Origin of the sequence: Mycoplasmopsis adleri, from assembly GCF_045276205.1 — a bacterium.
Classification (GTDB): Bacteria; Bacillota_I; Bacilli_A; order Mycoplasmatales; family Metamycoplasmataceae; genus Mycoplasmopsis; species Mycoplasmopsis adleri.
This window is the reverse complement of sequence record NZ_CP174162.1, coordinates 260,275-272,853: the sequence shown is the minus strand read 5'-3', so window position 1 is coordinate 272,853 and position 12,579 is coordinate 260,275. Positions and strand designations below refer to the sequence as shown.

11 protein-coding genes are annotated in these 12,579 nt (G+C 27.9%); 7 read left to right on the top strand and 4 right to left on the bottom strand.

Annotated features, from left to right (window positions below; translation table 4 throughout):
* Nucleotides 1–66: 66 nt before the first annotated feature.
* The 3 genes from ACJA22_RS01150 to ACJA22_RS01140 form a co-directional block, all read right to left on the bottom strand.
* The gene (locus ACJA22_RS01150) at nucleotides 67–1,212 is read right to left on the bottom strand and encodes a DnaJ C-terminal domain-containing protein (RefSeq protein WP_406617301.1); all 1,146 of its coding nucleotides are present in this window, start codon (nucleotides 1,210–1,212) and stop codon (nucleotides 67–69) included.
* Between the two features lie 370 nt (nucleotides 1,213–1,582).
* Complete coding sequence (locus ACJA22_RS01145) at nucleotides 1,583–1,786, bottom strand: hypothetical protein (RefSeq protein WP_406617300.1); 204 nt, start codon at nucleotides 1,784–1,786, stop codon at nucleotides 1,583–1,585.
* A gap of 80 nt (nucleotides 1,787–1,866) precedes the next feature.
* Nucleotides 1,867–2,652 (bottom strand): hypothetical protein, encoded by a 786-nt coding sequence (locus tag ACJA22_RS01140; protein ID WP_406617299.1) that lies wholly within the window; start codon nucleotides 2,650–2,652, stop codon nucleotides 1,867–1,869.
* Between the two features lie 211 nt (nucleotides 2,653–2,863).
* Between ACJA22_RS01140 and ACJA22_RS01135 the strand changes: the two genes are divergently transcribed.
* The 7 genes from ACJA22_RS01135 to ACJA22_RS01105 all read left to right on the top strand — a co-directional run bounded on the left by ACJA22_RS01135 (nucleotide 2,864) and on the right by ACJA22_RS01105 (nucleotide 10,223).
* Nucleotides 2,864–3,331: a YhcH/YjgK/YiaL family protein gene (locus ACJA22_RS01135; RefSeq protein ID WP_406617298.1), complete on the top strand. Its 468-nt coding sequence runs from the start codon at nucleotides 2,864–2,866 to the stop codon at nucleotides 3,329–3,331.
* Nucleotides 3,332–3,358: 27 nt separating this feature from the next.
* The gene (locus ACJA22_RS01130) at nucleotides 3,359–4,471 is read left to right on the top strand and encodes a hypothetical protein (protein WP_406617297.1); all 1,113 of its coding nucleotides are present in this window, start codon (nucleotides 3,359–3,361) and stop codon (nucleotides 4,469–4,471) included.
* Between the two features lie 330 nt (nucleotides 4,472–4,801).
* Entirely contained in the window at nucleotides 4,802–6,199 is a 1,398-nt protein-coding gene (locus ACJA22_RS01125) for a hypothetical protein (RefSeq protein ID WP_406617296.1), read from the top strand.
* A 125-nt stretch (nucleotides 6,200–6,324) separates the two neighbouring features.
* Nucleotides 6,325–6,549, top strand: coding sequence for a hypothetical protein (locus ACJA22_RS01120; RefSeq protein WP_406617295.1), 225 nt, complete (start codon nucleotides 6,325–6,327; stop codon nucleotides 6,547–6,549).
* A gap of 12 nt (nucleotides 6,550–6,561) precedes the next feature.
* Complete coding sequence (locus tag ACJA22_RS01115; protein WP_406617294.1) at nucleotides 6,562–8,565, top strand: hypothetical protein; 2,004 nt, start codon at nucleotides 6,562–6,564, stop codon at nucleotides 8,563–8,565.
* Between the two features lie 16 nt (nucleotides 8,566–8,581).
* On the top strand, nucleotides 8,582–9,478 hold the full coding sequence (locus tag ACJA22_RS01110) for a hypothetical protein (protein WP_406617292.1): 897 nt from the start codon (nucleotides 8,582–8,584) through the stop codon (nucleotides 9,476–9,478).
* The gene (locus tag ACJA22_RS01105; protein WP_406617291.1) at nucleotides 9,471–10,223 is read left to right on the top strand and encodes a DUF6339 family protein; all 753 of its coding nucleotides are present in this window, start codon (nucleotides 9,471–9,473) and stop codon (nucleotides 10,221–10,223) included. Before ACJA22_RS01110 ends, ACJA22_RS01105 begins: the two co-directional genes overlap by 8 nt.
* 255 nt (nucleotides 10,224–10,478) lie before the next feature.
* Here the strand turns inward: ACJA22_RS01105 and fusA are convergent, their stop codons facing one another.
* Entirely contained in the window at nucleotides 10,479–12,569 is a 2,091-nt protein-coding gene (gene fusA / locus ACJA22_RS01100) for an elongation factor G (protein ID WP_406617290.1), read from the bottom strand.
* Between the last annotated feature and the right edge of the window lie 10 nt (nucleotides 12,570–12,579).

The window sequence follows — 12,579 nt, the reverse complement described above, 5'->3', positions numbered from 1 at the left end:
TAAAACAATTAAATAAAGAAAAAATCATCATAGTTATTACGCTATGATGAATTCTTTTATTTTGTATTATTCATTAACTTTTTTAACGTAGTCATCGTTAGTTTTATCAGGGTATTTACTTAATAAGCCACCAATTTCTTCCAATTGGCTTTTTGAAAGGTCAGGGATTACAATTTCTAGTCTTAAAATTAAATCACCTTTTTTACCATCTTTACTTGTTAAACCGTAACCTTTTAATCTAATTAATTGACCACTATTATAAGCTTTACTTAATGTAATTGTTTGGTTTCCATTTGGAGTAGGTACTAAAATATCAGTTTCATTAATAACACTAATAAATGAAACAGGGAATGGGCTAAGCATTAAATCTAAACCATTTCTAGCAAAATATTTATGTGGTTTAACATGAATTACTACATACATGTCTCCAACAGGTCCACCATTTTCGCCTTTTTCACCAAAACCTGGTAATTTAATTCTATCGTCATCATCAACACCTTTTGAAATAATAACGTTAACAGTTTTTGTCTTTTTAATGTATTGTTTGCCACGACATTCAGGACAAGGTTTAACAATTACTTTACCAGTTCCGTGACAATCTGGACAACCTGTAATCATTTCTGTAATACCAAATGGCGTTCTTTTACGAACCACTTGTTTTCCAGAACCTTTACATTTAGCACATAATTTAATGTCTTTGCTCATCGCACCAGCACCATGACAGCTTGGACAAACTGATCATTTAGTTAGCTTATCTTCATAAACAGAACCTTTCATTACATCATCAAACGAAATAGTTATGTTTTTTAATAAATCAGCGCCTCTTTTTTTAGGAGCACTTTGTTCTTTAGCTGAAGCACCTGCTCTAGCAGATTGTTGTTGGTGAGGTCCACCCATACCACCGAAAATATCATTAAAGATATCTCCGAAGTTGACCGTAAATCTTTCTCCCATGAAGTCCCCCATCTTCATTCCGCCAAAACCATTTGCTTTTGGATTGTCTGTTCCAAATTTATCATAATTGGCTCTTTTTTTAGGATCACCAAGCACATCATATGCTTCATTTAACTCTTGCATTTTTTGGTCACTAGTTCCATCTTTAAGCTTATCAGGGTGATATTTCATTGCTAATTTACGGTAAGCAGCTTTAATATCTTTAACTGTAGCTGTCTTTGGAACACCAAGAATTTTGTAATAATCTTTATTAGGCATAGTTTAATTTTAGCACATAACGCATTAGTTTGCTAACAAACTATATAAATTTTATTATTTATAAATTCCAATTTTAAAAGTCCTAATTTTGCGTAAAATCAAAAATGTTACAAAAATTATAAATTATTACCAAGAAAAGCTTTAAAATCCTAAAAAAATTTAAACGAAAATACCAAGTTTTGTAAAAAACTTGAGTTTTTTGCTTACTTTTTTCCAAAAAAGTAAGTGCCTTTTTGTCAAACTTTTTAGCACATAAAAAGTTTGGATTAGAAGCGAATGCTTCTCTTGTAATTATTTATAAAATCCATAACAGGAGTCAAATCTTGACCGTAGTAAGGGTCTATAGACTTGCCTTTTTTAAAATACCGTCTTAATAACCTGTGGCAGTTTTCGATAGAGCCTTTTTCTCCCGAACAATATGGGTGACATTTATATATTTGCTTAATACCTGCACTTCATCTAGTTCCGCATTTTCACTACCATTATCTATGGTTAGCGAATCTATTGTCAAGTTATATTTTTGCATTAGGTATATCAGCCCATCTCTAACACCAGTGCTAGTCCGCCGTACCATATGAAAATAGAAGCGTCTAGTCTTTCTATTAATTAGCGTTACGAAACAACATTGATCAGTTTTTGAACCAATAACAGTATCTAATTCATAATCATTATCTCTAAGTCTTTCATTGATTTCTGTGCTGCGTTGATCAATGCTAACTCCAATCTTTTTAAGCTTTCGACTGTCTCTTTTTGGGGTCGTTTTTGTTTAATTCCTTTGGTAGATAAATTGACCAAAATGCCTATTTCAAGGTCTTTAAAGACTCTTTGTGATATCAAATTATATACCATAGATTTTGAAGGTTTATAGCTGTTTGGATACTTTTCTTCAAATCTTCTTAATATTTCGTTAGCGCTTAGCTTAGGCGTTCTTTTTGCTAAATCTTTATTATTTCTATTTTGGGTATAATCATCAAAAAGCTCTGTTCAAAAATTTCTAAAATCTTGATATTGTTCTATTTTCTTTTTTGAATATGCTATTCTTTTACTTTTATCAAAATTAGCAACATTTATCATAAATTCATCAAGATTTAAATAACGAACTTTTTTAATTTTAGCATCACAACAATCACAGGTTTTTCTATCGCCTTTGCCTAAATATATTCCTTTTGAATATTTAAATAAAAACCTTTTAATCGCTTTAGTCGATATTTCAATATTTTGAGATATTTCTTTTAAAGATTGAAAATTTAGTAATCCATATATTATCTGAAACACTTCTGCAAAACCGATATGGTTTTTGTGTGTCGAGTAGTTTTTCGAGCGGCTTAAAATTTCAGAGTAATTCTTATCAACAGCGAAATGAATTTGTGAAGTTTGAATTTTGTTATGCACATTTTTACTTCTAACCAAAGGACAGAAAATTTTTTTATCGTTTTTCATATATAATTATGTTGCCCTTTCTTTTTAGCATTTTTATTTTACCAAAAGGACAGAAAAATCCCGACATTTTCAAATGTTGGGACTTTTATTTCTGGAATGAATAAAATTTTTATTATTATTAATAATTTATATTAATATGGATGCTTCTTGAACATTTGGAATTAAACAAATTTTTAATAAAATTAAAATGCAACAAATTAAGGAGATAAATATGATTTATGATAGTATTAATCACATTGATTTTTATTTAGGTTCATCAAAAAACCTTGATAAAGCTTTAGCAGTAATTAAAATGATGGACTTTGATAAATTACCTATGGGCGATTTAGTTATTAACAATAAAGTTAAAATTGTTAAAAAGAACTTTTCGTTTCCAGTAAAAGAAAAAATTTTTGGTGAATTGCATAGCGAAACAATTGACATTCATCTTTATGGGGGTTCTGGCGAGGAAATTATTTATTTTGAATCAAACTATAATCCGGTTCATGAAAATTTATTATTATTTAACCCAGAGAATGATGTTGCTTATTTTGAAAAGAGCAAATATGATTCGAGTGTTACTTTAAAACCAGGACACTTTGCTATATTTTTCCCTGGTGAATTGCATTTTTGCAAAATTAAAGATGAAAAAGCTAACAAAAATAATTTTGTTAAGTTACTTCTAAAAGTAAAAATATAAAAATATAGATGAAAAGAGTGTTAAAAAATGTATACGAATGCAAACAAAAATAGCAGATCAGAAATCATCGAAGGAAAAATTCGAAAAGCAATAAAAGAACTTAAAAAATCGCCGGTTTATCATATGTCTCTTCACTCAAAAGAGCTATTTCATAGTAATTTTTGAGCATTTTTGATATCTGAAAAACCAGAAATAATTGAATTCTTTTTTGAAGGTGTTTTCAAAGATAATTACAAAGACATTTCTATAAAAAGAGAATATAAACATATAGATTTAATGGTTGAAACAAAGGACAAAAAAGAATACATAATTGAAAACAAACTTAAATTTATTCCTAATGCTAAACAACTTAAAAGATATGGAAGTGATGACAAAGTTGAACAAGGAGTTTTAATTTGAGTATATGAGCCTACTTTTGATTTGCCTGATAAATGAGTTTCAAAAACTTATTCTGATTTTGCTGCATTTTTAGAAAAACAAAAATTTGAAAATGATTATTTAAATCAAGTGAAAGAAGACTATACAAATACTTTGAATAACATTTGTAATATTATAAAATGAAGCGATGAAGCTAGTCCATTAACTTTATTTATAAATCCTAAGTTAATTAATGAATTACAAGAAATTAAATTTTATGATTTATTAGAAGAAAGAAAAACTAATGATTTTGCTAATAGTTTTAATAAAAGTGATGAAATTAAAAATTTTAGAAATAAATTAAAACAATATAAGAGTTGGCAATTATTAATTTATCATAAATATTCAAACGAATATAATCTTCACCACTGTCTTAGTGTTCAACTTCTTAATAAATTTAATGGTAAACATCTAAACATAGAAATAAACCCAGAATATTTAAATATTAAGATCTGCTTGGATGAAAAAGAAATTAAATTATATGATTCTATTGATGGTTTTGTAGCGGTTTCGAACCCTTTAAATAAAAAATTTAATAATCACTCACAAGATGAATTAAAACAAAATGATGGAACAAATAAATTTGCTAAACCACAATTGAACTGAATTAAAAAAACTGAAAAACTTAATTTTGAAAAAAGAAAAAAGGAAAGTATTAAGCAAACTTTACTTGATTGATTAAATAACTTTTTTGAAAAACATATTAATAGACGAAATGGCTAGTTAATTGAACTAATTTTCCAATTTTATAAAAATTAAAATATATTTAGTTCCATTGTAAATTTCTTTTTTATTGCTGTTTTATAAAATTATTCGTTAATTTAAGATTCCTATCATCATAATTAGAAAGTCTTTTGAAAAGAAAGACAAAACATATAATATAAAAATTTTATGTCTGTTGCTTTATATTTTTTAGCTTCAATAAAACTATGGATTTTTATAATATTTTTAAATATCACTAATAATGATTGTATTCCGTAGTTTTTATATTTTTAAAATTCTATAAAATTTATATTACACAATAATTAAAAAATGATTTAATAAGGAGACAAAATGACTTTAGAAGAAAAATATCATATTGTTTACGAAAATAACAAAAGATATTATGAATTAGAACTTTCTAGTGATGAATGAATTGATAATACGACACCTTTTTACTTTAAATACGATGATATTAAAATAAAAGAATCATCTTGGAAAAATTTAACTTTAGAAATTCTTACTAGACTTGATGAAAAAAATCCTAAAACTGAAGATGAGCTACTTTCATTAAGATATGGATGAAGCGATCAAATGCCTTTCTCCAAAAGCAATAAAACCAATCATATGAAATTTAAAGAACTTTATTTAAATACTAATTGAGGTTCTACTCACGCATTGTGAAATATAAAAATGATTCTGAAAGCATATAACGTTAATCTGAATGACTGTTATTTATTAATAAAGAGACACTTTATTTATGAACCAGAAGAAATAAGAACTTATATTAAAGAAAAAAATATTGCTAGCTTTAAAAAGATGCTAGCATTTGAAAAAATAGATGAAACTGATATCAATATAATTATCAAAAGTATTAATAGTTTGAATACTGCACTCGCAAAAATTTCACAAGGATATGATGATTTCTTTTTATTTGATGATTTAGTAATGTTCCAAAATTATAAAATTAGAATATTGGAACATATTAATGAAACATATTATGGACAATATAAACCATCTAAAAAATGTTTGGATTTATTAGAAAAATATTATAAAAATATTCAAATATACTTATGAATCTTCGATGGAACTATAGATGAATCATTTATGAACATTGTTAAAGAACAAATTAATTCTTACTTTAACGCTAATAATAAATTTATTTCAAAAAATTATCTTAGGGCTAAAATGTGTTTTAATTATCCTAAGGAAATGGAAACAAGAAAATGTTTTACAAATGAAAAAATGTTCTTTAAGGTTCTATCTATTTATTTAAACAAAGAATTCTTTTATAATGATCCTTTTATCTGCTTAGATGAAGAAACAGCAAAGTTAAATACTAATGATCACATCTTATCTTATATATATTCATTAAATCAATTTAGTTTGAAAGATATTAGCAATTTTATCAATAACCTTCATTTATCTAGACCTGATAATTTAATAGAATTAATTGATAATACAAATTCATATATTAGAATTGATGATAATAAATGAATTAAAAAAGAATCATTTAATGTCAATGAGATATTTCTTAATCAATTAGATGCTGAACTATCATTTTTTATTTCAAGTTTTGGCTCCTTGAAGAGTGAAGAATTTCAATCTTATGTGAATTTCCCTAAGTTATCAATAGAATGAAACAAGTATGTCTTACTAGAAATTGTTAAGAATTATTTAAATTCAAAATATGAAATTTTTTATGAAAATTCTAAAGATAACAATTGCTCTTTTAAGATTAATTTTAAGTAATAAAATACGGATCTGGTTTTGTTTTTCCAAAATAATTCAAAAATATTATGAAAATATTGTAAAACTATTTTGAGTTTTGCAGTTTTTCTTTTATAATTTAATTAGGAGGATAGAGAAAAAATAATATGGAATTAAAAAAAGATAACTTTAAAAGAATTGCTGAAAATAGGGTTTCCAAAATTGTTTCTACTCTAAATCAGTTAACAAATTTAAGCAACTCCTCTTTTTATGAATATACTGATGAAGAAATTGAAGAAATGTTTGAAACCATTATAAATGAGGCACAAAAAACAAAAAATTTCTTACTAAATGCTAATAAGAAAAAGATTAATCGTAAGATTAAACTTTAGAAAGGAAAAACGATGAATCAAAAATGAAGATTTCCTAGCAGCAATCATGGCAAAACGACAGGTATGAGCGAGCCAGGAACTGAAACCTTTAAACAAGATCCTTTGACTTCGTTTGCAAGAGAAATAGTACAAAACTCTATTGATGCTCGCCGAAATGATGATGAACCAACTAAAATAATATTTGCAGAATTTGAAATTAATACTGATGAAATCCCTGGATTAGCAGGTCTTAAAAGAGGTATTGAAAACTGTATGGAATATTGAAGTCAAAAACCTGATTATTTAGAAGCTTATAATAAAATGCTAGATCTACTTAAAAATAAAAAAATTAAATGTTTGAGAATAAGTGATTATAACACTACAGGATTGATAGGAGTTAATTCCACTAATCCTAATAAAAACAACTTTCTTGCTTTAGTAAAAGGTACAGGTGTTTCTGAAAAAGGTACATCAAAAACGGCTGGAGGTTCTAAAGGCATTGGAAAAAATGCACTATTCTTGCTTTCGGAAATAAAAACTGTCCTCTTTTCAACCCTTGCAATTCCTTATGAACACAGTGATGGTCTTGACAAAGGTTGAATTGGTGTTGCAGAATTCATTTCTGGGTATATTGATGATGAATCACAAAAAAACACTGGACATATCTTAAATGAGGATAGAGATGTTTCACAAGGAACTGGATTTTATTCAGACAGCGATAAAAACAACTCAATTCCAGAATTATTGTTTCTTGACCCCTCTCAAAAACATAGAACTAATAAAACTGGTACTGACATTTATATAATAGGTTTTGAACAAGAAAATTTTGAAAAAGAAACAATTAAAAGTATTTTAGAATCTTTCATGTACGCTATCGTTAATGGTGAACTTGAAATTGATATTAATAAGATCCAAATTAATAAAACAACTCTTTCACAAATTATTGCAGATATTAACAACGATTTAGATAAAAGATTAAAAGCCAACATCCTTTCACAATATAAATTAATGACTGGCGCTGAAAATGTTTCAATTTACACTATTGAAACTGATTGAGGAAATTGTGAATTACGCATTTTGCCTTATAATAATGATGAAAAAGAGCTTGCTACTAATCAATGCACAATGATAAGATATCCATGAATGAAAATTACTGATTGAAAATTAGGGCAAAATTATAATGTTTCATCATTGTGCATTATTGACAAAGGAATAATATGTCAAAAACTAAGAGATATTGAAAATCCACAGCACAATAAATGAGAAATTAAAAGACTAAACAATAATAAAGATCTTCAAAGAGAAACAAACAATCTCATGAAGTCAATTCGAGAACAAATTATTTCAAAAGTCGCTGAATGTTTGGGATATACCGATGAAGATCAATTAGATCCTAATGGAGCAAGTGAATTTCTTCCGGATATTCCTGAAGATAATCAAGAAAAAGGAAAAAATAATAAACGAATTAGCACTGTAAGTGAATCAACTAGCTTTTCTTCTAGAAAACCGAATATTACAATTAATAAAAAACCTACTCATGAATCTGATGATGATGAAGGATTAATGCCTACCATTGGTTCATTTGATGAAGAAGAAACTGGGAATATACAAAATCCTATGGGGCATAATGACTCTCAATCTGGAGATAGTCACCCTGGTTCATCTTTTAGTCAAGAAAAAGAGGGCGATTCTATAACTTATAAATTAAGTAAATTATCAGGAATAAATTATAAGGCAATATCTACAAATAAAAACGAAGGAAAATTAAGAATAACTTTCATGTCACCAGATAATTATGAAAAATGTTATTTAAAAATTTTTATGCTTGATGATAACAATAAAAAATTACCAATAAAAATAATTAATATGAAGTGTAATGACGCAGAAATTATTAATGATGCTGTGCCTGAAACTAAATCTGGTGGTGTCTTTGGGCCTTTCAACGTTTTAAATCATAAAAAAATGATTATTGATATAACAACAAATCAATTAGGATATTTTGGAAGCGAGGTAATTATATATGCATGTAAAGAATAAAACATTCCCCTATCCAATGATCCATCATGAAAAAAATTTTTCTAATTATAATTTTGATTATGATTTTGAACTTTTATATGATGGAGAACCAAATGATTCAAATTCAGAGTATATATTAAAAAATTGCCGTTTCTATACAGAAAGCAAAGTAATAAATAAGCTTTATGATGAAGGAAAAATAAAAGTTCTATTAATTGTAGAATGTCCAGACACAATTTATAGAAAAACATTTGAACTAGGCAAAGAAGGCAAAGATATCCAATTAAATGCTAATGATTTAAATGAAAAATTTGAAATTTCAATGTTTGCTTATGCTACTCAAGATTTTGTAATTAAATCTGATGAATTTCAAGATGATTATAAAGACAGAGAATTTGAAATAGATAAATATGTCATTATTGGAGCAAATAATGGATATACTCATATACTTAATCATTATGAAATGGGGCAATCGGTAGCTAGTTCAATATTTTCAATTCAACAATCTAATAACGATAATGACTCAAGTTTTTTAATTGAATGTGACCAAAATAGTAGAAAAATTATAATAACGTTTCCAAAAAATTCTTATGAAAATTATAAGGCTATCTATAGAGATCCTGATTATAAAGAAACTTTCTTTTGTATGATTTTAGTTCCTGCTTTAATTAAAGGTCTTCTAGAATGCAAAAAATCTATTAATAATGATCAAAATGATTTAGATGAAATTAGCAATATCTACCCATGGTTTAAATCAATTGAAAAATCGTATGAAAAGTTAAAAGGTAAAAAATTAACAAACGAAGATTTTATAGAAATGAATGAGGAGATTTTAGCACAAGAATTGTTAGGAAATCCTTTAAAACTATCTTTAGAAAATTTATTATCTAGCAGAAAGGACAATTTACAAAATGATGAACTCACAAATGAATAAGAATCAAATTAAGATTAGATTATTATCTGATGATAGTTTCATTTTTATGAAAAAGAAGATTAAAATGATTTGTGAAAAAATTAAAACAGAAGAAACCAATAAATGAATATATGAAATTTTTCCTGAAAATTTATTTACAGAAAGATCATATGAAATTGAAGATTTTCAATTAGAGAAAAACCCTGAAGAAAAGAATAAAACAATAAGTTTTAACAACTCAATAAAACTTTATGAACATTTAAATAAATTGCCTAAATATATACTTTCAGATATTAGATTTTGATTATGATTGACGCTAGATAAATTTTATTCTGTGGCTAAAGAAATGATACCTATTAATGATGAGACAACGATTTTAAATATGTGAATGGGAGAACGAGGAAAAAGAAGAGGACTGATGTTTAATGTTCTTGCTCGTTGTTATTATAGGGTAGCTTTATCTGTTAATAATAGTTCTTCTAATCCATATGAATTATCTAAATGAGTTATTGAAAATCCTTTAAGATATAGAAACTTAACTTGACGTTCTTTTTCTTCAAATGAACATTTGGTAAGAGGAATTCTAAAAGGAGAAAAAAGAGCTGTTGAAGCTAATAACAATATTGAAAATAATGATATTTACCCCGAAATAGCAAAATATGTTTCTAAAATTGGTAGTGTAAGATTATTAGATGCTTTTTCAGAAGAAGATATCTCTAACATGGTTTATGATGAAGCTTTAAAACTTCTAAAAGAATATAATTAGTAAAATCAAAATGTTAAAAGTAAAACAAAATAGATAATAAATACTTTAAAAATTGTAAGTGTTAAATATCACAATAAATTTGAAAAATAAAAGCACTAATATAAACTTTTTTCGCATGCTAAGTACAATACTTATGCATGTGATTTTTTATTATTTATTTATCTGCTATTTGAATAATTAACCTGTTTTATAGCCTAATAAGAAAAATGCAAATAAAAAACACAAGGAATATTATTATCCTTGTGTCTAATGAAATTAGTCTTCGTCTTTAACTTGAATGTTACGTTTTTTAATAATTTCGTCAGCAATATTTTTAGGACATTTTTCATAGTGGTGGAATTGCATTTGGTAATTACCACGACCAGCAGTCATACTACGTAAGTCTGTAGCGTAACCAAACATTCCACTAAGAGGTACTAATGCACGAAGTACGTGAGCACCATCACTTCTTAATTCACTTTCTTGAATTTGACCACGACGACGAGTTAAGTCACCCATAATATCACCATAATAATCATCAGGAACAATAACAGCAACATCCATGATAGGTTCTAATAGAACAGTTCCAACTAAGTCTTTAGCTTTTGTTAAAGCTTTAGAAGCAGCAATTTTGTAAGCTAATTCTGAAGAGTCAACATCATGGTATGAACCATCAAATAATGTAGCTTTAATATCGATCATTGGATATCCGGCTAAAATACCGCCAGCCATTTTGTCTTCAAGACCTTTTTGAATTGGTTTAATGTATTCTTTAGGAATCTTACCACCAACGATTTTATCTACGAATTCAAAACCTTTGTCTGGGTTTGGTTCAAATTTAATTCATACGTGACCGTATTGACCTTTACCACCAGATTGTTTAATGTGTTTACCTTCAACATCTGCTGATTTGGTAATTGTTTCACGGTATGAAACTTGAGGAGCACCAACTTTAGCTTTAACACCATGTTCACGTTTAAGACGGTCAACAATAATATCAAGGTGCAATTCACCCATACCAGCAATAATTGTTTGGCCAGTTTCTTCATCAGTGTATGTTCTAAATGTAGGATCTTCAGCTGCTAATTTTTGTAAACCTAAAGCAAGTTTTTCCATAGCATCTTTTGATTCTGGTTCAAGAGCTTGAGAAATAACAGGTTCTGGGAACACCATTTTTTCAAGAATAATTTCAGGGGCTTTTTCAGCGATTAATGTATCACCTGTTGTTGTTGTTTTAAGACCAACAGCAGCTTCAATGTCACCTGTGTAACATTCGTCAACTTCTTGACGACTGTTAGCGTGCATTTGAATAATACGTCCAATTCTTTCTCTTGTACCTTTAGTTGAGTTTACTACATAGCTACCTTTTGTAAGTACACCAGCATAAACTCTAAAGAATGTTAATGAACCTACGAATGGGTCAGTCATAACTTTGAATGCTAAAGCTGTAAATGGATAGTCATCAGAAGCTGGAACTTCGATGATTTCATCACCTTTGTGAGCTTTAATAGGTGGAATATCAAGTGGTGAAGGTAAGTAATCAACTACAGCGTCGATCATTTTCTTAACACCTTTGTTCTTGAAACTTGTTCCACAAACTGCAGGGAAGAAGTCTGCACTAATTGTTGCTTTACGAATCATTGCTTTAAGTTCTTCAATTGTAGGTTGTTCACCTTCAAGAACTTTCATCATGAATTCTTCATCATATGTAGCAACTGCTTCAATTAATTCTTGTCTCTTTGTGTTAGCTAATTCAACTAAATCAGCAGGAATTGGAATTTCTTTAGCAATTTCTTCAGGTTTTCCATCGTATTCGTAAGCTTTCATTTCAACAAGGTCTACTAAACCTTTGAAGTTAGCTTCAGCACCGATAGGAATTTGAATTGCAACTGCGTTTGCATTTAATCTTTGTTTTACTGATTTAACAGCCATAAAGAAGTCTGCACCAGCTTTATCCATTTTGTTTACATAAACAATTCTAGGAACTTTATATGTTGTAGCTTGTCTTCAAACTGTTTCTGTTTGAGGTTCAACACCACTTTGTGCATCTAAAACGGTAACAGCGCCGTCTAAAACACGAAGTGAACGTTCAACTTCAACTGTAAAGTCAACGTGACCTGGGGTATCGATAATGTTAATTCTTTTGCCTTTTCAAAAAGCGGTTGTAGCTGCAGAGGCAATTGTAATACCGCGTTCTTGTTCTTGAGCCATTCAGTCCATTTGTGAAGCACCATCGTGTGTTTCACCTAATTTGTGAATTTTACCTGTGTGAAGTAAAATTCTTTCTGTTGTTGTTGTTTTTCCAGCATCAATGTGGGCCATAATACCGATATTACGGTAATCTTCTAATTTATATTGTCTTGACATAATAATCTTT